The organism is Novosphingobium oxfordense (genome assembly GCF_044029435.1).
Taxonomy (GTDB): domain Bacteria; phylum Pseudomonadota; class Alphaproteobacteria; order Sphingomonadales; family Sphingomonadaceae; genus Novosphingobium.
Genome location: NZ_CP147008.1, coordinates 966299 through 987294, shown reverse-complemented (window position 1 = coordinate 987294; position 20996 = coordinate 966299). Strand labels below are relative to the sequence as shown.

Annotated in this window: 23 protein-coding genes; 19 read left to right on the top strand and 4 right to left on the bottom strand. The window is 61.4% G+C overall.

Annotated elements, in window-relative coordinates; genetic code table 11:
• Nucleotides 1-15: 15 nt before the first annotated feature.
• Nucleotides 16-1218: an acetyl-CoA C-acetyltransferase gene (locus WBP07_RS27190; protein WP_133085048.1), complete on the bottom strand. Its 1203-nt coding sequence runs from the start codon at nucleotides 1216-1218 to the stop codon at nucleotides 16-18.
• Nucleotides 1219-1375: 157 nt separating this feature from the next.
• Between WBP07_RS27190 and WBP07_RS27185 the strand changes: the two genes are divergently transcribed.
• The gene (locus tag WBP07_RS27185; RefSeq protein ID WP_236549399.1) at nucleotides 1376-3040 is read left to right on the top strand and encodes a class I adenylate-forming enzyme family protein; all 1665 of its coding nucleotides are present in this window, start codon (nucleotides 1376-1378) and stop codon (nucleotides 3038-3040) included.
• Entirely contained in the window at nucleotides 2962-3852 is an 891-nt protein-coding gene (locus tag WBP07_RS27180; protein WP_395398145.1) for an SDR family NAD(P)-dependent oxidoreductase, read from the top strand. The genes WBP07_RS27185 and WBP07_RS27180 overlap by 79 nt, the downstream gene beginning before the upstream one ends.
• Nucleotides 3853-3860: 8 nt before the next feature.
• Here WBP07_RS27180 and WBP07_RS27175 read toward each other — a convergent pair whose 3' ends face one another.
• Complete coding sequence (locus WBP07_RS27175) at nucleotides 3861-4580, bottom strand: GntR family transcriptional regulator (protein ID WP_133085106.1); 720 nt, start codon at nucleotides 4578-4580, stop codon at nucleotides 3861-3863.
• A 118-nt stretch (nucleotides 4581-4698) separates the two neighbouring features.
• Between WBP07_RS27175 and WBP07_RS27170 the strand changes: the two genes are divergently transcribed.
• From WBP07_RS27170 to WBP07_RS27115, 12 genes are all read left to right on the top strand, one after another.
• Nucleotides 4699-5550 carry a fumarylacetoacetate hydrolase family protein gene (locus WBP07_RS27170; RefSeq protein ID WP_133085045.1) on the top strand — a complete coding sequence of 284 codons (852 nt, stop codon included), beginning with the start codon at nucleotides 4699-4701 and terminating at the stop codon, nucleotides 5548-5550.
• Between the two features lie 52 nt (nucleotides 5551-5602).
• Nucleotides 5603-6559, top strand: a complete 957-nt coding sequence (locus tag WBP07_RS27165) for a VOC family protein (protein WP_133085044.1) — start codon at nucleotides 5603-5605, stop codon at nucleotides 6557-6559.
• Between the two features lie 5 nt (nucleotides 6560-6564).
• Nucleotides 6565-7305 carry an alpha/beta fold hydrolase gene (locus WBP07_RS27160; RefSeq protein ID WP_395335249.1) on the top strand — a complete coding sequence of 247 codons (741 nt, stop codon included), beginning with the start codon at nucleotides 6565-6567 and terminating at the stop codon, nucleotides 7303-7305.
• Nucleotides 7302-8078: an SDR family oxidoreductase gene (locus tag WBP07_RS27155; RefSeq protein ID WP_133085042.1), complete on the top strand. Its 777-nt coding sequence runs from the start codon at nucleotides 7302-7304 to the stop codon at nucleotides 8076-8078. The genes WBP07_RS27160 and WBP07_RS27155 overlap by 4 nt, the downstream gene beginning before the upstream one ends.
• A gap of 1 nt (nucleotide 8079) precedes the next feature.
• Entirely contained in the window at nucleotides 8080-8634 is a 555-nt protein-coding gene (locus WBP07_RS27150; protein WP_133085041.1) for an NADPH-dependent FMN reductase, read from the top strand.
• Nucleotides 8635-8697: 63 nt separating this feature from the next.
• A complete protein-coding gene (locus WBP07_RS27145; protein ID WP_395335252.1) occupies nucleotides 8698-9861 on the top strand; it encodes an acyl-CoA dehydrogenase family protein in 1164 nt (387 codons plus the stop codon).
• An 11-nt stretch (nucleotides 9862-9872) separates the two neighbouring features.
• Nucleotides 9873-10331 (top strand): hypothetical protein, encoded by a 459-nt coding sequence (locus WBP07_RS27140; RefSeq protein WP_395335254.1) that lies wholly within the window; start codon nucleotides 9873-9875, stop codon nucleotides 10329-10331.
• Nucleotides 10328-10717: a MaoC family dehydratase gene (locus WBP07_RS27135; RefSeq protein WP_395335256.1), complete on the top strand. Its 390-nt coding sequence runs from the start codon at nucleotides 10328-10330 to the stop codon at nucleotides 10715-10717. The genes WBP07_RS27140 and WBP07_RS27135 overlap by 4 nt, the downstream gene beginning before the upstream one ends.
• Before the next feature lie 51 nt (nucleotides 10718-10768).
• A complete protein-coding gene (locus WBP07_RS27130) occupies nucleotides 10769-11293 on the top strand; it encodes a VOC family protein (protein ID WP_395398144.1) in 525 nt (174 codons plus the stop codon).
• Between the two features lie 15 nt (nucleotides 11294-11308).
• Nucleotides 11309-12148 carry an alpha/beta fold hydrolase gene (locus WBP07_RS27125; protein ID WP_133085037.1) on the top strand — a complete coding sequence of 280 codons (840 nt, stop codon included), beginning with the start codon at nucleotides 11309-11311 and terminating at the stop codon, nucleotides 12146-12148.
• Nucleotides 12145-12897 carry an SDR family NAD(P)-dependent oxidoreductase gene (locus WBP07_RS27120; protein ID WP_395335261.1) on the top strand — a complete coding sequence of 251 codons (753 nt, stop codon included), beginning with the start codon at nucleotides 12145-12147 and terminating at the stop codon, nucleotides 12895-12897. Before WBP07_RS27125 ends, WBP07_RS27120 begins: the two co-directional genes overlap by 4 nt.
• A 15-nt stretch (nucleotides 12898-12912) precedes the next feature.
• Nucleotides 12913-13833 carry an alpha/beta fold hydrolase gene (locus WBP07_RS27115; RefSeq protein WP_159831191.1) on the top strand — a complete coding sequence of 307 codons (921 nt, stop codon included), beginning with the start codon at nucleotides 12913-12915 and terminating at the stop codon, nucleotides 13831-13833.
• Between the two features lie 168 nt (nucleotides 13834-14001).
• Here the strand turns inward: WBP07_RS27115 and WBP07_RS27110 are convergent, their stop codons facing one another.
• Complete coding sequence (locus tag WBP07_RS27110; protein ID WP_133085034.1) at nucleotides 14002-14526, bottom strand: ester cyclase; 525 nt, start codon at nucleotides 14524-14526, stop codon at nucleotides 14002-14004.
• A gap of 148 nt (nucleotides 14527-14674) precedes the next feature.
• On the opposite strand from WBP07_RS27110, the gene WBP07_RS27105 reads away from it, so the two are divergent.
• The 5 genes from WBP07_RS27105 (at nucleotide 14675) to WBP07_RS27085 (ending at nucleotide 19809) form a co-directional block, all read left to right on the top strand.
• Nucleotides 14675-15130 (top strand): nuclear transport factor 2 family protein, encoded by a 456-nt coding sequence (locus WBP07_RS27105; RefSeq protein WP_395335265.1) that lies wholly within the window; start codon nucleotides 14675-14677, stop codon nucleotides 15128-15130.
• Nucleotides 15093-17507, top strand: a complete 2415-nt coding sequence (locus WBP07_RS27100) for a membrane-bound PQQ-dependent dehydrogenase, glucose/quinate/shikimate family (protein WP_395398143.1) — start codon at nucleotides 15093-15095, stop codon at nucleotides 17505-17507. Before WBP07_RS27105 ends, WBP07_RS27100 begins: the two co-directional genes overlap by 38 nt.
• 117 nt (nucleotides 17508-17624) lie before the next feature.
• Nucleotides 17625-18062: a nuclear transport factor 2 family protein gene (locus tag WBP07_RS27095; protein WP_133085031.1), complete on the top strand. Its 438-nt coding sequence runs from the start codon at nucleotides 17625-17627 to the stop codon at nucleotides 18060-18062.
• Nucleotides 18062-19078: an NADP-dependent oxidoreductase gene (locus WBP07_RS27090; RefSeq protein ID WP_236549403.1), complete on the top strand. Its 1017-nt coding sequence runs from the start codon at nucleotides 18062-18064 to the stop codon at nucleotides 19076-19078. The genes WBP07_RS27095 and WBP07_RS27090 overlap by 1 nt, the downstream gene beginning before the upstream one ends.
• 5 nt (nucleotides 19079-19083) lie before the next feature.
• Complete coding sequence (locus tag WBP07_RS27085; RefSeq protein WP_133085029.1) at nucleotides 19084-19809, top strand: SDR family oxidoreductase; 726 nt, start codon at nucleotides 19084-19086, stop codon at nucleotides 19807-19809.
• A gap of 3 nt (nucleotides 19810-19812) precedes the next feature.
• Here WBP07_RS27085 and WBP07_RS27080 read toward each other — a convergent pair whose 3' ends face one another.
• The gene (locus tag WBP07_RS27080) at nucleotides 19813-20964 is read right to left on the bottom strand and encodes an NADH:flavin oxidoreductase (RefSeq protein ID WP_395335270.1); all 1152 of its coding nucleotides are present in this window, start codon (nucleotides 20962-20964) and stop codon (nucleotides 19813-19815) included.
• Between the last annotated feature and the right edge of the window lie 32 nt (nucleotides 20965-20996).

The following is a 20996-nucleotide window of genomic DNA, read 5'->3' as shown; positions in this document are numbered from 1 at the left end:
GGAATGGAGCAGCGTTCAGACGCGCTCGATGATAGCGGCGGTCCCAAGACCATTGGCCGCGCACAGCGTGATGAGGCCGGTTTCGGCGTCGCGGCGTTCCAATTCGTCGAGCACGGTGCCGAGGATCATCGCGCCGGTGGCGCCGAGCGGATGTCCCATGGCGATCGCGCCGCCGTTCACGTTGATCCGGTCGTCGGGAATGTCCATGTCGCGCTGGAAGCGCATAACTACGCTGGCGAAGGCCTCGTTGAGCTCCCAGAGGTCGATGTCCTTGGGCATCATTCCTCCGGCCCGCAAAGCCTTGCGCGAGACCTCCGCAGGGGCCGTCAGCATGATCGTCGGTTCAGAACCGATATTGGCATAGGAACGGACGCGCCCGCGGGGCTTGAGCCCCGCTTTCTCGCCGAACGCCCGTGAGCCGACCAGGACGAGCCCGGAACCGTCGACAATACCGGAGCTGTTGCCGCCGTGATGGACGTAGTCGAGGTCCTCGATCTCGGGGTACCGCGCTTTTGCGACAGCTTCGAAACCGGCTTTCCCGAAGCCTTCGAATGCGGGCTTGAGCTTTGCCAGGCTCTCCAGCGTGGTGCCCGGACGCATGTGCTCATCATGATCGAGCACGACCTCGCCCAGCACGTCCTTCACTGGCACGATGGAATTTCGAAAATAGCCGTTTTCCCAGGCACGGGCCGCCTTGCGCTGGCTCTCGACCGCGAAACGGTCGACATCCTCGCGGGTGTAGCCGTCGAGCGTCGCGATGATGTCCGCGCCGATGCCCTGCGGCGCATAATAGTTGCCGAATGCAACAGCCGGGTCCGACGTCCAGGCACCGGAATCATAGCCCATGACCGTCCGGCTCATGGATTCAACGCCGCCCCCGATGCCGGCCTGGATCATGCCGGAATGGACCTGGGCCGCGATGAGACTGACAGCATCGAGGCCAGTCGCGCAAAATCGGTGAATCTGCTGGCCAGCCACCGATTGCGCATAGCCGGCTTGAAGAACTGCCGCGCGCGCCAGGACACCGCCCTGTTCGCCGACCGGCTGCGCCATGCCAATGATAACGTCATCGAGCAAGGCGGTGTCGAGTGCGTTGCGCTCCTGCAAGGCCTTGAGCAGCTGTGTCGCCATTTCGACCGAAGTGATCTCATGCAGCGCGCCATCGGGCCGGCCCTTGCCGCGCGGCGTGCGAACATGATCGTAGATATAGGCTTCCATCGTCATTTCCCGGCCAGTGATCGGTGTTTTCGTGATCCTGCTCTTGGGTCTGGCCAGCCTGTCCGCACCTATCCAACGAAAGGCGCAGGATCGCGGGTTCGCTGCAATCTCGCACTCATCGCGCAGGGACGAACTTTGAGGACGAGCTTTTGTGAGCATGACGGGTGAAGACGACGCCGCAATTCGCATCACCGCGACGACGTTGGGTGATCACCTCTTGGCGGGGTGGGACAAGGGCAAGGACAGGGAGGCCCTGGTTTTTCCGGGCGAACGCAAGACTTATGACGAAGTCGTGGCCAGTGTTCTGCGCCGCGCGAGGGGGCTAAGGGCGCTCGGGATTCGGCGGGGCGACCATGTCGGCATCTTGCTGCCGTCCAGCATCGAATTCGTCGAAACGCTTTTCGCAAATGCGATGTGCGGTGCCGTCTCGGTTCTCATGAATGCCCGCTACAAGGCACCAGAGATGGCGTACGTGTCGGAGAACGCCGACCTTGCAGCCATCGTCACAAACGATCTTGTCTCTGAACACGTCGACTTCGGTGCCCGGCTTTACGAGGCGTTTGCAGACCTGGCGAGTGCCGACAATCCTGCTCGCCTGTCACTTGCCGCGGCACCGAAGCTTTCCCGCATCATCATGCTTGGCGGTCGTTCGGTTCCCGGCTTCATCGACCAGGCGATGTTCGATGAAGCCGCCGAACAGGTCAGCGAAGACGAAATCCATGCGGCGCGCCTCACTGTTCGCGTACGTGATACCGCGATGATTCTGTACACCTCCGGCACTTCGGCCAATCCCAAGGGCTGTCTACTAAGCCATGAAGCCGTGACGCGCGAGGCGAACAACCTGGCGCACTATCGCTGGGCCTTCCAGCCCGGCGAGCGAGCATGGTCGCCGCTGCCGCTTTTCCATATCGCCGCAATGCTCTGCATGCTCGGCGCGATGGAGGTAGGTGGTACCTTCATCGGACAGCCGCATTTCGACGCCGGAGAAAGCCTGCGCCAGATCGAGCAGGAGCGCGTGACGATGATGTTCCTCCCCTTCGTCACATTTCATCAGGCAATGATCGCGCATCCCGATTGGGAAACGTCAGATCTTTCCTCGGTCAGGCTCCAGAACAGCTGCTTTGCCTTCATGCCCGACCGGGTCGGTCAGGCATACCGGGAGAAGGCTCCCGGTATGTTGCAGGTGGGGACCATGGGCATGACGGAGGCTACAGGAATCGTGACCACCGGCGGCTACGGGATGGAGCCGGAAATGGGCTTCAGAAAGCTCGGTTATCCTCTTGCCGGCATCGAAATGAAAATCATCGACCCTGAAACAGGCTTGGAGAAAGCCGTCGACGAACGGGGCGAGATATTGATCCGCGGTTACAATCTGTTCGACGGATACTACAAAGATCCTGAGAAGACGGCCCAGGCGCTCGACAGCGAGGGCTGGTATCACAGCGCCGACATCGGCTCGATCGATGCGCACGGGCATGTGATGTTTCACGGCAGGTTCAAGGACATGCTCAAGGTGGGCGGCGAGAACGTCGCGGCGGCAGAAGTCGAAGCGGTCCTGGCCGCGCATCCGGCTGTTCGTCTTGCCCAGGTCGTTGGCCTGCCGGACGAGCGGCTGGCCGAAATCCCTGCAGCCTACATCGAGCGAGACGGCGACGTGATTGTCGAGCCGGAGGAATTGATCGCCTTTACCAAGGCGCGCCTTGCCTCGTTCAAGGTGCCCCGGCACATCCGGTTCATCGACGAATGGCCGATGTCGGCATCGAAGATACAGAAGTTCAAGCTGCGCAGCGCGTTGATGGACGAGCTTGGTCTCAAGGACTGATCAGGCGCTGCGCGCAAAGGGAGAATGGAATGCGTGTGGTCATTACTGGTGCAGCCAGCGGCATCGGCCGCGCCTGCGCTGAACTGCTGGCGGCGGGACAAGTGTTGCCCGGCCTGCACTCAATGCTCCTCGCCGACAGGGACGAGGCCAATCTTGGAGCAGTGACGGGCAAAATTGGGCCGGCGGCAGGGGGCTGCGTCGTCGATCTTGCCGAGCCCGACTGCGGCGATCGCATCGTCGAGGCTGCACTCGCCCACATGGGCGGTATCGATGCAGTCATCAGCAATGCGGGCATCATCATGGGTGGCGCTCTTGTCGACCAGCCACTTGCCGACTTCGACCGGATCTTCGCGGTAAACACTCGCTCCACCTGGCTGCTAGCAAAGGCCGCGCATCCGCACCTGCGAGCCAGCAAGGGTGCCTTCATTGCTACAGGTTCGATGTCGGGCACCCAGCCCACGCCGGGGCTCGGATTTTATTCGTGCAGCAAGGCGGCGCTTCTGATGCTGATCCGGCAACTCTGCATTGAGTGGGGTCCCGATGGCATCCGCTGCAATACCGTCTCTCCCGGTCCTACCTACACGCCGATGACGGCCGCCGGCTACGGTGACAAGACGCGCCGGGAAGAGCGGGAAGCCAGTATACCTTTGCGTAAACTCGGCCTGGCCGAGGATGTCGCCAACGCCATCCTGTTCCTCGCCAGTTCGCAGGCCAGCCACATCAGCGGTATCGATGTGCTTGTCGACGGCGGCATGAGCAACATGCTGATGCCGGCCAGCGGGGGCGGCACGGGCCAGCAAAGGCAACGCTGAAAATGGTGTCAGGCGGCCTTGTCATCCAGGAAACGCAGGTTCGCCTCACCCGCCGGGTCGGTCTGTCCATCGATCAGAAGCCTGGCTGTTGCCTCGAGATGGCTTCTGAGGAGAGCGACGGCCCGATCCGCATCCCTGGCAAGCGTGGCTTCGACGATTTCGGCATGCTCATGCACCAGATCCCGCTCGCCGGTTGCGAGCGGAACCGTGAGGTAGCGATATCGTTCGGATTGAGCGTAGAGCCATTCGCGCATGCGCAGCAACCATGGGCTGTCGCAAGCATCGACGAGGGCATGATGGAAGTCACCATGGGCCTCGGCGTAGTCCTCATTGAGCCGCTCCGGCATGTCGGGATCGCGTGTCGGCGTCTTGCTGAGACGGTGGGCAGCACTCACGATCGTCGATTCCCAATCGAGGCCGCCGCGTTCGATGGCGCGGCGAAGACACTGTCCCTCGATGTCACTCCTCACCATGACGAGGTCAGTCAGATCGGCGATGGAAATCGGCGCTGCCCGAAAGCCTCGCGCATCGTCAAGGACGACGAACCCTTCAGACGTCAGGCGCGACAAGGCCTCTCGGACTGCACCGAGACTGAACCCCAGGTTGTCCGACACGTCTTTGATGTTGATCCGCTCCCCCGGCACAAGGCGGCAGGTCAGGAGATTGTCCCGCAGCCGGCGATAGGCCTGCTCGGTGAGGCTGAGCTTTTTTGTCATCCCAGTCTCCATAGCAGCAACGAAATGCAAGGTAAACGCTAGAGGTATATTTGAGTACTTAGAATATATTTCAGATTGACGAGCCGACCGAGCCACCCCACGGTGCCCGAGTTTGGAAAAGGATCGAATCATGCGCTTGGCAAAAGTTTCGAAGGACGGTCGCATCGGCGTTGCGGTGGACACTGGCTCCGGCATCAAGGCGATTTTCGGCGACGCGGCACTCTACGATCTGGACGACCTTGTCGCTCAGGGCGGCGAAGCGCTCGCAAAGGCGGGCGGCAAAGTCCTGGCCCAGGGAGAGAGCGTCGCGCAAGACGACCTTGAATTTCTGCCTCCGCTCATCAAGGCGCCGAAAATCCTGTGCCTTGGTCTCAACTACAAGGATCACGCTGCCGAAGGCGGCTTTCAGGTTCCCGAATTCCCGACAGTTTTCGGACGGTTCAATTCGAGCCTGATCGGCCACGGCGCACCGATCATCAAGCCGGCCACATCGGACCAGCTCGATTACGAGGCTGAAATGGTCGCAATCGTCGGCAAGGGCGGAAAGAACATCGGAAAGGAAGACGCGCTGTCCCACATCGTCGCTTACTCGGTGTTCAATGACGGCTCCGTGCGCGACTATCAGCTCAAGACGCCGCAATGGACCGTGGGCAAGAATTTCGACGATACCGGTGCCTTCGGTCCATGGCTGGTCACGGCCGATGAACTGCCCGCGGGCGGCGCTGGGCTCAAGATCGAGACCAGGCTGAACGGGCAGGTGGTTCAGAGCGCCAATACCTCTGACATGGTCTTCGATGTTGTCGATACGGTGTCCTTGCTTTCCACATGCTTCACGCTGGAAGCAGGCGACGTGCTGGTCATGGGCACGCCGTCGGGCATCGGACTTGCCCGCAATCCTCCGCTCTTCATGAAGGACGGGGATGTGTGCGAAGTGGAGATCGAAAAAATCGGCTTGCTGGTCAATCCCATCAAGGCAGCGTGATTTCGGGCCGAGCGATGCGCCAGAACATCGCTCGGCCGCCATGGAGGACAGGATGAACGAGAAAAGCATCGCCAGTCGCCGCGCCAATGTACTTGGTGTCCATTCCATCGATCACTTTGCGGTGGAAGTGCCCGACCTCGACGAGGCACGACGCTTCTACACGCTCTTCGGTCTGGACGTGCGCGAGGCGGATGGCCGGCTCGAACTCTATGCGCAGGGTCATCCGCACAGGTGGGCAGTCCTCAGCCAGGCAGGCGATGCCAAGCGGCTGCGTTATCTCAGCTTCGGGATATTCGCGGATGAGGAGGAGACGTTTCGCGGCCACCTCAAGCGCGCCGGTGTGGAATTCATCCCGGCACCTGACAACGCAGAAGCCAAGGGTATCTGGTTCAGAGGGTTCGACGGCCTTCCCATCAACGTCCGCGTTGCGGAAAAGGCGACGCCCGCCGAAAAGAGCCGCTTCAGCTTCACGAGTTCAGAACCCGGCAAGTCCGGCGCGATTCCCAACAGCAAGGCACCCAAGGTCCACCCCCGGCGTCTTTCGCACTTTGCGATTTTCACCACCGACGTGAACGCCGCGATCGACTTTTATGAGCGGACGCTTGGCCTGCGGCTCTCCGACAAGAGCGAGCCCGCTGTTGCCTTTCTCCATGGTGTCCATGGGAGCGATCACCACTTGCTCGCACTCGTGCTCTCCGACCGCCGCGGTATGCATCACAACAGCTGGGACGTGGGTTCCGTCATGGAAGTGGGTCTCGGCGGCGCAAGCATGGCGCGCGCCGGCTACGGACCCAACTGGGGCCTCGGCCAGCACGTGCTGGGTGCGAACTACTTCTACTACGTACGCGATCCTTGGGGCAGCTTCAGCGAGTATTCCGCCGACATCGATTTCATTCCTGCGGATGTGGACTGGCCCTCGGCCAACCACGCCCCTGACGACAGCATGTTCCTTTGGGGGCCGGACCCATTCCCCGAATTTATCCAGAACACCGAACCAGCGGAGGCCTGATTGCCATGACCACATTCGTTCTTCTTCACGGCGGCGGCATGGGCGGCTGGACCTGGAAATACGTCCGGGAGATTCTCGAAGCGCAAGGGCACAAGGTCTACACACCGACCTTTACCGGCTTTGGCGAGCGCAGCCATCTCATCGGCCGCGATGTGGGCAACGAGACCCACGTGCGCGACATCGTCAACGTCTTCAAATTCGAAGATCTGCATGACGTCGTGCTGGTAGCGCACAGCTATGCAGGCACCGTGGCGCCGGGTATCATAGCAGAGGTGGGCGACCGCATCGCCAGCATCATCTACCTCGACGCCATTATCGCCCATTCGGGCGAGCGCATCGCCTCGCTGATGGGTTATGTACCCGAGGAACAAGTCGCACAGCTCGATGCATTGCTTGAAGCCGGCGAGGGACCGATCGGTTCGGGCGTCGACGAGATGCAGCGTGCGGCTGCCAAGGAGCATCCGCACCTCATGGATCCCGCACGGGAAAAGTGGCTGCTCGACAACCTTTCTGACCAGCCAATGAAGGCGACAGCGGGCGCCATCGCCAAGGGCAGCGAAACCATCGCAAGACCGGTGGACTATATCGCCGCCGCCGTGACCGTAATGACGGCGATGCACGAGCGCGCGCGCGCGCTCGGCTGGAACATTCACGAACATCCCGGCGACCATGCTCTGCTGGTGGGCGATCCCGAAGGCACCACCGGCCTGATCCTTAAAATCGCCGGATTGAAGGTAGACGCATGAACCCCGCAGAACTGTTCTCGGTGAAGGACCGCATCGCCGTCGTGACGGGCGGCTCCGGCGGCATTGGGCGCCATATAGCGACCGGCTTCGCGGCCGCCGGCGCCAAGGTCTATATCTGCGCGCGGACCGAGGCCAAAGTGCTCGATGCCGCCCGGGAAATCAGCACCTCGACCGGGGGTCAATGCATCGGGCTAACCGCTGATGTCTCATCCCTGGAGGGAGTGGACGCTCTCGTCGCCCGCGTGAGTGAAGCCGAGAATGCGCTTCATATCCTGGTCAACAATGCCGGTGCGATGGCCGAGGCGCCTATCGACGATTACAGCGAGCAGGACTGGGACCAGGTCATGGATCTCAACCTGAAGGCACCGTTCTTCCTGCTTCAGAAATTTCTCCCTCTACTGCGCGCCGGCGGGACAAAGGAACGGCCGGCATCCCTCATCAACATCGGCTCGGTAGGCGCTCTCAAGGTCGGTCCCAAGGAGAACTACGCCTACCAGGCATCCAAAGGTGCGATCCACTGGCTGGCGAAGGGTCTCGCCAAACGACTGGGCCGCGATAACATCACGGCCAATGTCATCGCGCCCGGCTTCTTCGAGACGGAGATGACCGTCATCACGTCCGACGAGATGAGAAAAATGGTCGAAGGCATGGTGCCGCGCGGGCGCACCGGTACTGCGGAAGACCTGGCGGGCGCTGCCATCTATCTGGCCTCTCGCGCCGGAGCCTACGTGACAGGATCGGTCATTCCGGTCGAAGGTGGATTGTCGATCTGATATGACTCAGCCCCATTTCATCGCCATCGGCGGCACCATGCGCGCCATGTCATCGACCGAACGCGCCCTGCGTAAAGCGCTAGCAATCGCGCAGGAGCGCGGCGCACGCACTACCATCCTTTCGGGCGAAGACATCAATTTCCCCCCGTATGCACCGGAAAATCAGGAGCGCTCCGACGCAGCACGGCGTTATATTGAACTGCTTCGGACCGCCGATGGCATCATCATCGGTTCGCCGGGCTATCACGGTGCGATATCGGGCTTCGTCAAGAACGCGCTCGATTATGTCGAGGATACGAACCGGGACAGTCGCTGCTACTTCGACGGCCTGCCGGTCGGCGCAATCGCCACGGCTGCTGGCTGGCAGGCTGCGGTTGGAACGCTCCAGCAGCTTCGCAGCATAACCCATGCCCTGCGCGGTTGGCCCACACCTCTCGGGGTTGCGATCAACACGGTCGGAACCGAGGGCGATCCCATCGAACAGGCGCCCGTCACCAGCCAGCTTACCATGATGGTAGACCAGATGTTTCGCTTCCACGCAGGGCCGACCCTATAGGACGATAGGTTCTGAGCGCACCGGATGGGTGCCAATTGGGGGCGCAAGAGAACAGGAAGTACAATGGATTTTTCGCTCACCGACGAGCAGCAGGCCTTCCGTGACGTGGTGCGCCGCTGGGTCGACGCAGAAGCCCCGAAGGACTGGATGCGCACGCTCGAAGCCGACGAGGAAAACTACCCTTACGCGCTTTGGGACAAGCTGGCAGAGCAAGGCTTTTTCGGCATCGGCATCCCGGAAGAATATGACGGGCTGGGCGGCGACGTCATGATGCAGATGATCTTCGCCCGCGAGTTTGCCCGCACGGCAGGGGGGCTGCTCTGGGTGTGGGGCCTTACCTCGTTCGGAGGCGCCAAGACGATCGGTGCGGTGGGAACCGAAGAGCAGAAGAACCGCTGGCTGAGGCCGATGGCCCAGGGCAAGCTTCGCGTCTCGCTGTCGATGACCGAACCCGATGGCGGAACCGATGTCCTGGGCGCGATGAAGACTTACGCGGACAAGGTCGAGGGTGGCTGGAAGCTGAAGGGGGCCAAGATGTGGACGACGGCCGCCAAGGCGGCTGACCGGCTTCTTGTCCTCGCGCGGACGGATCGCAATGTCGAAAAGAAGCATCACGGCCTCACGATGTTCTTCGTCGATGCCAAATCTCCCGGCATTACCTGCTCGCTACTGCCCAAGCTTGGCATGCGGGCGATGGGTTCGTGCGAAGTCCATTACGACGATGTCTTCGTCCCGGATGAGGACGTGCTCGGGGAACCGGGGCAGGCGTGGTACGCAATGCTGCCGACGCTCAACAACGAGCGTATCATGGTCGGCGCGCAGTGCCTCGGTGCGATAGACGGCGTACTTGAAGACGCGCTTGACTACATGAAGCAGCGCAAGGCGTTCGGGGGCATCATCGGCCGCTTTCAGATCCTTCAACACTACGTCGCGGATATCGCCACCTGGCAAAAAACGACCGAATTGCTGCTCAACAACGTCGCATGGATGCAAGCCAACGGCATGCCCTGCGGTGTCGAGGCGAACATGCTCAAGATGGTCGCCACTGAAAATGCAGTAAAAGCGGCCGATCTAGGCATCCAGATCCTGGGCGGCATGGGCTATTCCGCAGAGACGGACATGCAACGCTACTGGCGGGATCATCGGATCCTGAGAATGACGCCAATCAGCAACGAGATGGTTCGCAACACGATTGCCGAAAGCCTCGGGCTGCCCCGCTCTTTCTGAAGGAAATGGTCATGAGCGATCTCGACGATCTGCCCCCTGCCCCAGACGCTGCCGGCACCTCTCTTGACGGCAGCGCGATCTTCACGATCAGTGCCGAGGAAAACGCTGCGCTGTGCCGTTCGACCGGCATCGAGCCGGCGCCTGACGGCACTGCGCATCCGATCTACTACTACATCGCGACCCAGGTCGCGATGGGCAAGACGGTGGCCGGCGTATGCGAGGCCTGCGAATTCGACGTCGAGGACGGTCCGATGATGGGCTCGAGCGGCGTAACGTTCGACGCCCCTCTGAAGGTGGGCGAAAGCTACAGGGTCACCGGCGAAATCCTCGATCTCGTCCGCAAGCGCAGCCGCAAGCTCGGCGTCATGGACGTACTGACCTACCGGCTCCGTTTGCACCTGCTGGACGGCACCAAAGTGCTTGAAACCGACAACGTGTGGGTACTGCCCCGCAAGGAGTTTGCGGCATGACATACGACGTTGGAGACGAACTGCCTTCCTTCACCATCGAACGCGTCAGCTCCGATGCAATGAAGCAGTGGGCGGTCTTTCTCGCGGATCCCAATCCGATCCATCTCGACGTCGAAGTCGTGAAGGCGAAGGGCCTGGGCAACCGCGTCATCAACCAGGGGCCAATCAACGTGGCCTACATGATGAACATGCTCATGCGTGCCTTCCCCAAAGGCCGGATTTCGAAGATGGATTCGCGCTTTCTGGACAATGTCTATGGCGAGGATCGCGCTGTCGTCACCGGCAAGGTCACGGCGATCGATGGAAGCACGGTCACTTGCGAATTCAAGCTCGACGTGGACGGGCGCGGTACCGTCAATTCCGGCACAGCAACAATAGAAATCTGAAGATTCTCCAGGAGAGAGATTATGCCTAGCGGACCTTTTGCCCACGTTTGCATGGTCGTACGCGACCTCGACACCGCCATCGAGAACTGGACCAAGATCCTGCGCGTTCTCGACCCTGCATCGCTGGAAGAGCGTATCGTCAAGTACGACGAATTCTCGAGCGGTGCGGATGCAGGCATGCGGTGGGCCACTTTCGTCAACAATGGCGGAACGGAAATCCAGTTCATCCAGCCCTCTCCGGGAACGCCAATGGGCGACCGCCTCGAAAAGGTCGGCGAGCACGTGCATCACTTCTGCTTTGCTACGGACGACGTACCGGACGCGATGGAGAAGTTGGCCGCAGAAGGCATTCAGGTGCTTGGCGGCGGCAAGACCTACAACGACCCGGACATGACCTGGCAGAAATGGAGCTGGGTGGGCCCGAAAAGCACCCATGGCTGCCTTATCGAGGTCGCCTCGCCCTACGAGAGCAGGAACGACGGCAAGTGGCACCATGCGCCGGGCAAGTTCGCGTACCGCGGGCCAGGCGAACATCCTTCCTTTGCAGAACTGGTACCCCCGGTCGCGGCAGCGTGATCGGCAGACTTGCGCATGATCACCGCTTCCCAAACTACGTGGCCCGGTGACCATCTCGACATGGTAGCCGATGCCTTCGGCGACCCTGTTGCTCCTGCAGTGTGCTTCTTCCATGGCGGCGGCCAAAGCCGGCGCTCATGGACGCGTTCGGCACGGCGGACAGCGGAGGCCGGCTACTATGCACTTACGTTCGATTTGCGCGGGCATGGCGAGAGCGGCTGGGCGGCCGATGGCGACTATGAGCTGGAAGCCTACGGGCGCGATGTGGAAGCCATCGTCACCCGTCTCTCCAGGCCCGTTGCGCTGGTCGGCGCATCGCGAGGCGGCCAATCGGCACTGGTCGGCGGTTCGCGTCATCCCGATCTCGTCAGGCTCATCATGCTGGCGGACGTGGCGCCGCTGATCGTCGATGACGGCGTGGATGGCATTCGCGATTTCTTTCGCAGCAGCGACGCCGGCTTTGCGACGCTGGATGACGCAGCCGATGCTCTGCATCGCCATTTGGGCCAACCGCGCGTTGCCAATGTATCCGGGCTGGCCAAGTCGATGCGGAAGCAAGACGGCCGGCTGTTCTGGCATTGGGATCCGCGCACAACCGCACCCGAATTCCTGCATCCGCCTTCCGAACGCGCATCCCTGTTCGCAGCGGCCGGCAGGGTGAAATCACCCGTCGTGCTGGTGAAGGCGCAGCTCAGCGAACTTGTCTCGGACGAGAGCGTTCGCCATTTCAAAAGCCTCACACCGCAATTGGAGGTCGAAATCGCCGAGGGTGTCGGTCACATGTTCACCGGCGACCAGAACGATGCCTTCGCAGTTCGACTGCTGCGCCATCTGGCCGAGCATCTGCCTTTATGAACCGGGGAGCCGCAATAGTCATTGGCGGAACCGGCGGCCTCGGAAGCGAGATATGCAGGCAGCTTGCCTCTGACTGGAACGGAGTCGCCATTGGATATCGTTCCAGCCAGGAGCGAGCCCTCGCAGTCGCCAAAACAATGGGCGGAAACGGCGGCACCCTCGCGGTCCGCTGCGACCTTTCTGACAATGCTTCGATCCAGGAGGCCATGCGCAGCACCGTGGAGCGGTTCGGAGCAATCGGGACCGTCGTTTACGCCAGCGGCGTCGAAATTCCGCAGCCATTCGTCAGTCAGATCGTCGAACAGCAATGGCGCGAAGTCATCGAGATCGAACTGATGGGTTTCACCCGCGTGGTTGCCCATGCCCTGCCGCACTTCCGGACGCAGGGCTTCGGCAATTTCGTCGCGGTCGTATCGGTTGCCAATTACTGCTTCCCCCCTGGCGATGCGCTTTCATCGGTTCCCAAAGCCGGTATCGAGGCTCTTTGCCGGGCTGTTGCGAAAGAAGAAGGGCGATACGGCATCAGGGCGAACATGGTCGCACCAGGCATCATCGACGCAGGGCTTGGCGCCGAATTTCTTTCAACTCTCTACACACCGGACATCTGGGAATCCCAGCGCAAGCGGATCGCGCTCCAGAGCTTTGGCAGCGCAGGCGATATCGCCAACGCCGTGGCCTTCCTTGCGTCAGCGCGTGCAGGTTACGTGACGGGTCAGACCCTCATCGTCGACGGTGGCTTCAGCCTCTGAAACAGGATAGCAACCGTGTCCAAATTAACGCTGTCGATACCCGTTGCACCCGCGATCGAATTCGCGCAGCCACTCACGGTTGCCGCTACGCTGGCCCTGCCCGAAACCGTGCCTTCAGATGCTCTCGACCTGCTCGTCTGCCTACATGGCGCATCGTACAGTCGCTGGTACTGGGATGCATGGATTGACGGTCACCCCGGCTACAGCTTCATCGATTACTTCCTCTCCCAGGGAAAGGCCGTCCTCACCCTCGACGCACTGGGAATGGGGGATAGTTCCAAGCCACTCGATGAAGGACTGCTAAATCCCCTGCTCGGCGCGCAGGCGCACCATCAGGCGCTTGCAAACATCCTGTGCCGGATCGACGCTGGAGATTTCGGCGCCGAACTTGCAGCGAAGCGCAAACGGATCAGCGGCATCGGTCACTCCATGGGCGGAATGCTCACGATCATTCAGCAGGCCTCGTTTCGCAGCTTCGATCAGGTTGCGATCCTTGGGTTCACCAATATCAGCCTCGATCTGCCGGACGAAGTGCGTGCAGATCTCGAAAAGCGGGTCGAAGGCAGTGGTTACAGTCAAGCGGATCGGGGTTCGATGCGCGCGAGTTTCCACGCCCCTGACGTGCCTGAAGCCGTCATTGCCGCCGACGATTCCCGCGCCTCGGTCACGCCCAACAGCTACGGCCGCCTGGCGATAGTGCCCGGCGGCGTGGCGGATGAGGCAGCCGCGATCGATGTTCCCGTCTATCTGCATTTCGGGGACATTGACGTCAGTCCGGATCCGCTTCTTGAGCCGTCGTTCTACGGCAAGTCGCGCCGTATCAGCCTGATGCCGCTCGCTGGTTCTGCGCATTGCCATAACTTCGCCTCGACGCGCAGCGACAGCTGGGCGAAACTCAACGGCTGGATCGATGAGATGGCCAAGACGGGCGAATGAGACGCCAGCCGCTACTGGGAAACTCTCAGCGTTAAGGACGCCGATACCCCGAGGCACCCGAGAGCCCCACGTCAAACCCTTGGCGAGCTATGCCGCAAGTCCCGCTCTAAGATTGGGCCTTTTCACACCCCGACCGCCCGACAACGCAGGCGGCCGGGGCGTGCTCGATCACTTGTAGGGGTCGACTGGCTGAGGCACATCGATCACTTCGAGGTCCTTCAGCATCGAGAGCACGTCGGAGATCGAATAGATGTGGTCGATCTTGTCGCCGCGGAAACGCAGCCAGGAGAACCACAGGACGTTGAGTTCGTTTCCTGTCGGCTGAACACCCATGTAGGGACCGCCAGTGTGCTTGCCGTAGTGATGGCAGAGCACGCAGACCTCATCGTCGCCGCGACCCCATGCCTTCAAAGTCCGGTAAGTGCTGGGCGGGAACGTCTTGTAGAGGCCCTGCGGCGAGGTCTTCCAGATATGGTAGGTGCCAAGATCCGGCCGGTTCGGATTGTCATACGTCATGGTGTCGGTGTTGAAGAAGGCATCCATGCCGTCCCAATCGCCCCGATTGATGACTTCGTGCAGGTCCATCCATTGCGTGACCATGAAAGCCTGCCGCTCAGTCAGTCCGGCTGTGATTTCGGCCCGCTTCTCCTTGGACAGGACGAAATCGGCTTCAGTGAACGGGGCCAGGCCCATCAGTATTCTCCTTGCTTGATATCTGGCCCGCCCATCGCGCAGGCCGTAGCCCGTCATCCCGATCCCCGCACCTGCTGCCACCTACCCAACGAAAGGCGGCCAGGACGAACGCCCGTGCGATCGCACCATATCGAACGGAGGAGAGGCCATGACCCTGAGCATGCAGGAAATGTCCGACAGGTTTGAACTGCAGGACCTGATCGTGGGATATTGTTATGCCGTGGACAATCGCGATTGGGACGCGCTTGACGAGTTCTTCACGCAAGACGCGCTGATAGACTATTCAGAAATGGTGGGCGTGCGCGGCGGACTGACCGAGATCAAGCAATTCCTCGTGGAGGGGCTATCTCCCATTCTCGCCTACCAGCACGCAGTGTCGACCACAAAATACGCTATCGATGGCGATACCGCCCGGACCAAGACGGTATGCTACAATCCGATGACCGTCTCGCAGGGGCAATCGAGCGACACGCTCGTATTTGGCCTCTGGTATATTCACGATTTTATCCGGACCGAGCAGGGCTGGAAGATCAGCCGCCTTTACGAACAGAAATGCTACCGGATCAATGTCCCGGACTGGCTGGCTGAACAACTGCCGTCCTGAGTTCGCGCTCACTTTCCATCCTGAGACCCAAGGCGGTGACATGCGACGCCTATTCAATCATGCTTTCCTGGTGCTGCTGGGCGCAACAGGCGGTACCCTGACAGTCCTTGGCGCCCAGCTCGCCTTGCTGGGTGGATCGCCCTGGTATGTGCTGAGCGGCCTTGTCATGCTTGTCTGCGCAGTTCTGGGATGGCGGAGGGAAGCAAAGTCTGCGCTGCTCTATTGGGTATTTCTCTGTGTGAACTTATGCTGGGCGCTGTGGGAGTGCGGCCTCGATGGCTGGGCACTGGCGCCGCGGATCGCAATGCCGACTGTCATGGGTCTCTACATGCTGACAGGTTGGTACCGCCGGCATGTGGGCCAGCAGGCAGCCCTGCCCGGCGGCCGCCTACTTTGGCCTGGCCTCGCGGTAATCGGGATAGCCGGGATCGGGGCGGCGTTCTGGGCTGACCGCACACCTGCTGCCACAAGCACAGCTTGGGGACCGGCACCAGCAGCTTCGGAAGAAGGTGACTGGATTGCCTACGGCAACGACCGCGGAGGCTCGCGCTATTCACCGCTTGGTCAGATCACACCAGCAAACGTCGGCAATCTGAAACCCGTCTGGAGTTACCATACGGGCAAACTGACAAGCGGCAAGCAGGGCACGGCCTTTCAAACCAATCCCCTCAAGATCGGTGATCGCTTGTTCATTTGCGCGGGCAACAATGATGTAATCGCACTCGACCCTGAAACCGGCCGCCAGCTCTGGCGCCACTCGCCAAGGACAAACCTCGAAGGCGTTTACGGCCTTGTATGCCGCGGCGTGACATATTACCGCGTGCCCGGCGCGACGGGCACCTGCTCAGAACGTATCTATACCGCTACGCTGGATGCTCGGCTTTTGGCGCTCGATGCTGCCACGGGACAGTCCTGCGGCGCCTTCGGACAGAACGGCCAGGTGGATCTCACCAAGGGCCTTGGGTCCGTCGAAAAGGGCTATTACTTCGTCACTTCGCCCCCGGCGCTGGTTCGCGGACGGCTGGTCGTCGGCGGCTGGATCATCGACGGTCAGCGAACGCAGGAGCCTTCGGGCGTCATCCGCGCGTTCGATGCTGTTTCGGGCGAGTTTTCGTGGGCATTCGATATTGGCCGCCCGGACGATCACGGTTCACCGGAACCAGGCGCGACATTCACAAGAGGCACGCCGAATAGCTGGGCTCCGATGAGTTCCGATGAAGCTCTGGGGCTCGTCTATGTGCCAACCGGAAACGCAACGCCTGACTACTTCGGCGGCCACCGCACGGCGCTGGACGATCGCTACTCCAGCGCTGTTGTCGCACTTGACGCCCAGACAGGAGCAGTCCGCTGGTCGTTCCAGACGACACATCACGATCTTTGGGATTACGATGTTGCGGCGCAGCCTACTCTCTTCGACCTGCCCGGCGGCATCCATGGACTTGTACAACCCACAAAACGTGGGCAGATCTTCGTCCTGGACCGCATGACGGGTAAACCCCTACTGCCTGTAATGGAACGCGCTGTTCCCCGCGGAGCGGTCGCCGGTGAGCGACTATCTCCCACCCAGCCCTTTTCCGCCGCGATGCCAAGTTTCGGCGGCCCGGCTCCCACGGAAAAGAGCATGTGGGGGCTCACGCCGATCGATCAGGCATTGTGCCGCATCCGCTTTCGGCAAGCCCGTTTCGAAGGCGAAATGACACCCCTCTCGACAGACCGCTTCACGATTACGTGGCCTGGCTACCTTGGGGGGATCGACTGGGGCGGTGTCTCCGTCGATGTGAGACGCGGCCTCATGATCGTCAACAACAACCAGGTCGCCAACTACAACCGCCTCATTTCCCGAGCGGAGGCGGACCGGCGCGGCATCAAGCCGATGAATGCAGCGCACATGAGCAATGTGGGAGGTCCAGCGGCTCAACAGGGCGTGCCTTACGCCGCGCAAATCGCACCCTTTCTTTCGCCGCTCGCGATCCCGTGTCAGCAGCCGCCCTATGGCAGCATCAACGCCGTCGATCTCAGAACCGGCAAGCTGGTATGGTCCCGTACCTTGGGCTCATCGCGCGACAGCGGGCCGCTGGCTCTGCCTTCGCTCGTACCGATACCTATGGGGGTGCCGAACATTGGCGGGTCTCTAACGACTTCGAGCGGCCTCACCTTCATCGGCGCGACTCAGGAGCACGTATTTCGCGCCCTTGCGACGGAAAGTGGGCAGGTGTTGTGGAAAGCACGGTTGCCAGCCGGCGGCAATGCATCGCCGACCACGTATTGGTCCCGGCCCAGCGGACGCCAATTTGTCGTCATCGCGGCCGGCGGCCATGCAGCCATGCTGTCTGGAACGAGTGACGAATTGATCGCCTATGCTCTGCCGACGAAATGATGGGCCAGATAAATCGTAAAAAATAGGGGCGTGTCCCCGCAAGCTCCTATCCTTGGACGGGCAAGTCGCCCCGATTACGCACTATCGTCGCAAGTAACAAAAACGGGAGGATGGAGCATGCCGACATCAGGCAGCCTGACGAGAACATCGCCTGTCGCGGCCGATGACGAGCGCGCAATCCGCAATCTGCTGCTGCGCTACGCGACCGGCATCGATACCCGGGACTGGCCCTTGTTTCGCTCCTGCTTCGCGAATGACTGCGAAGTGGATTACGGCAGCTTCGGTCAATGGCGCGGACCGCGCGAGATCACCGAGTACATGGAATCCGCGCATCGCAATCTAGGCGCGACGCTTCACCGCATAACCAATATCGTGGTCGAGAGCCGCAATAGCGAGATTCTGGCCCGCAGTTATGTGGACGCTGTGCTGACCGACCCGGCACCGGGAGGCAGCGCGACCAGAGCGGCCGGATTCTATGACGACTGCCTGATCCGCACGGCAGAAGGCTGGCGGATATCCCGCCGGAAATTCACGATGGTCAGAGCGGGTTTTTGATGGCGACGAACCGGCAGGTCAGGTTGCGCTCTCGTCCGGCAGGCATTGCCCAGGCCGAGCATTTCGAAATCCGCAGCGCTCCGGTGGACCGTCCCGGTCCGGGCCAGATACTTGTACAAAATCACTATCTCTCGGTCGAGCCCGCCATGCGCGGCTGGATCGCCGACGTCGGTAACTACGGAGACCAGGTGGCCCTGGGCTCGGTCATGCGCAGCCTCGCCTCAGGCCGTATCATCGAATCGAACCACGAACATTTCCAAGTTGGCGAATACGTCGCAGGATGGTTCGGGTGGCAGGATTTCGCTTGCGTAGCGGCCGATCAAATCCTTCAGAAGACCAGCGAAAAAGAACTTCGCGCATCGCTTGGCATTTTGGGAATAAACGGCGTCACGGCCTATCTGGCCCTCACGCTTGTCGGGCAGCCGCGCGCCGGTGAAACCGTGCTGGTATCCACGGCCGCAGGCGCGGTTGGGTCCGCCGCGGGCCAGATTGCCAATATCCTTGGATGCCGCACGGTGGGTATTGCCGGGGGAGCAGACAAAGTGCGGCGCTGTGTCGAGGAGTTTGGATTCGAGGCTGCGATCGACTACCGCGGCCAGGACGTGGCCGCCACTTTGAGCCGCGTCGCGCCCCAGGGGATCCACGTCTATTTCGACAACGTCGCCGGCCCGATCAGCGACGCGGTAATGCCCCACCTCGCGCTCGGCGGCCGTGTCATCGTCTGCGGAACAGCGTCGCAGGACCGCTGGGCTCCCTGGCCCGATGGTCCGCGCGTGGAACGCCACCTTCTGGTCAAGCGGGCACGAATGGAAGGCTTCGTCGTCTTCGATCACATGGCCCGTTACGCCGCCGCAGTTGCGCAGCTGCGCGAGTGGACCGAGCAGGGCCGCCTGACGTGGCGCGAGGAAATACTCGACGGGATTGAGAGCTGTCCGGATGCCCTTGCGGGCCTTTACCGTGGGGAAAACCACGGCAAGCGGTTGATCCGGCTGAAAGAGACAGGAGCGCACGAGTGACGGTAATGAACGCCCTTGAAGGTAAGGTCGCCATTATAACCGGGGCATCGTCGGGGATAGGCGCGGCCACTGCGCGAGCGCTCGCCGAGGCGGGCGCGAGGACAGTGCTGGTCGCCCGCCGCGCCGAACGCCTTGCCTCACTGGCGGGCGAACTTGGCGAGCATGCCTGTGTCCATTCAGCCGACATGGCGGATCCCGACGCCGCTCGGGCTTTGCACGACTTCGTTCTGGCTAAGTTCGGGCGAGCCGACATTCTGGTCAATAATGCGGGCATTCTTCATGCGGCACCGATCGACGATTTCGATCTCGACCAGTTGCGACCGATGATGGCGCTCAATTACGAAGCGGTCGTTCGCACCAGTACTCTGTTTGCACGGACAATGAAATCGGCAGCCAGAGGCCAGATCATCAATATTTCGAGCATCGGCGCCAACATCGTTGCACCTGGTGTCGGTGTCTACGGCGGCCTGAAGCGAGCACTGGAGGGGTTCACCGATTGTTTGCGGGTCGAATTGGCCGGCACTGGAGTGAAAGTCGGTATCGTTTCGCCGGGCACGACCAGCACGGAAATATTCGAGGACATGAAGTCACGCGGACAGCCGGCCTGGGACAGTTTCATACCGCCGATGCAACCTGAGGATGTTGCGGATGCCGTGCGGTACATGGCGGCTCAGCCCGAGCGCACCAACCTCGCCCGGATTCAAGTGTTTGCCGCCTGTGACACGCATTAAGCGTTAATCCAGCGACCCGTAAGCTTCCAGCCGGAAGGGATTGACGCTCTCTCCCTTCCGCATCTTGCAAACCCACTGCGGGTCCATCAGTAGCGCCCTTCCCACCCCCACCAGATCAAACTCACCCTTCGCCAAGCGCTCCGCCACAAGCGAAAGATTGTTGGTCATCACGGTCGGCTGGGCGAACGACGATTGCAAATCGCGCGAGAGGCCGACGCCGCCCACCGCTATCGTTGGCCGGCCCGTAAGCCGTTTTACCCATCCCGCCAAGCTGAGATCGGAGCCGTCGAATGCGGGCGCCGAGAACACCCGGGTGCTGACGTCAAATAGGTCCACGCCCGCCTCGACAATCGGTGTCAGCAAGGATTCGAGCTCATCCGGGGTTTGCGCATTTCGCGCATCGTAATCCTGCAATTTCCACTGCGAGTACCGGAACATGATCGGAAAATCGGGCGCCGTCGCGGCCCTCACTGCCCGGACCAACTCTGCCGCAAGCCTGGCGCGGTCTGGGAGTGCGCCTCCCCACCGGTCCGTTCGCAGGTTTGTCTCTCCCCAGAGAAAGCTGTCGATCAGGTAGCCATGTGCACCGTGGAGGGCGATGCCATCGAAGCCTGCGGCTCTCGCATTTGCCGCGCTTCGTGCGAACCCGGCGATGATGTCGGCGATTTCGTTCTCTGTCAGCGGCGCGGTAGGCTCGCGAACCTGTTCGAGATATTCCGGGGGCACCATCGCCTTGTCGAGTGGGCCCCAGATGCCTGAGGGGCGCGCAGACGGCGCGTCGGGATGATAGCCGGTTCCCGGGACTCGGATGACGCCTTGGTGCCATAGCTGGGGAATGATCTTTCCCCCGGCCTCATGGACCCCGTCCACGACCGCGCGCCACCGCGCAAGCGCGGCCTCGCCATGCATGATCGGCGAGGCTCCGCCCCCCATTGTCTCCCTGCCGACGGCAGCAGGATGATCCACCCCGATGCCTTCCGTGACGATCAGACCTACTTCCGCTTCGGCACGGCGGCGGTAGTAGTCCGCCACACCCGCTGACGGAATCCCGTCAGGCGAGAAATTTCGCGTCATCGGCGCCATTACGAAGCGGTTGGGCAGCGCTAGCGGCCCGACTTCACATGGCCTGAAAAGAATTTCGGTGCCGCTTGCCATAGTGCCGTGGTTTCCCGTCCTGCCTGATTTCT